Origin of the sequence: Paenibacillus tengchongensis (assembly GCF_008973665.1) — a bacterium.
GTDB lineage: Bacteria > Bacillota > Bacilli > Paenibacillales > Paenibacillaceae > Paenibacillus_AQ > Paenibacillus_AQ tengchongensis.
In genome coordinates, this window is the sequence record NZ_WACP01000067.1 from 1 (window position 1) to 605 (window position 605).

Sequence of the window (605 nt, forward strand, 5' to 3'; positions counted from 1 at the left end):
TACTGCACATGGTGGACGCCTTAGACCCGTCTGGAGGCAACGGAACACAGCTATGGCTCAGCGCAATATCCAGGAAGCTGTTCCGTTTGGGTCAGGATCAGTTATGGTATGGGGATGCATGTCTGCAGATTGCAGGATGGACCTCATCACTGTGCGTGGTAATCTGAACGGGCCTCGATATCAGCAGGAGATCCATGAGAGAGCCGTTGTTCCACATTTTGACAACCATCCACTGGGCACGAGACCAATCTTCATGGACGATAATGCCATACCCCATAGAGTAAGTGCTGTTATTGAGTTAATGCGTCAGGATGCTATTGACACCCTACCATGGCCAGCCAGGAGCCCGGATCTCAACCCCATTGAACATCTGTGGGATGTTTTAGGCCGTAGTGTTCGGCAGAGAGAACCCCCCGTACAGACGCTCGATGAATTGACCGCTGGATTACACGAGGAATGGCAGAGGATACCTCAGAATCAAATTCGTCGTATGATCCAAGGAATGAGGAGGCGTCTGGAAGCAGTTGTGCGTGGGGGATACACAAGATACTGACGAGACCCTCTATCTCGACTTGCAGAAAATTTGTTCTTCAATTCCATAACAA

General features: G+C 50.2%; 1 protein-coding gene. It reads left to right on the forward strand.

The features are described 5' to 3' along the window. Positions 1 to 118: 118 nt before the first annotated feature. Positions 119 to 553: a transposase gene (locus F1381_RS29345; protein WP_425495306.1), complete on the forward strand. Its 435-nt coding sequence runs from the start codon at positions 119 to 121 to the stop codon at positions 551 to 553. Positions 554 to 605 lie beyond the last annotated feature (52 nt).

Coding starts and splice junctions, on each gene's coding strand:
- F1381_RS29345 (WP_425495306.1), top strand. CDS start 119: ATGTCTGCAGATTGCAGGATGGACCTCATCACTGTGCGTGGTAATCTG.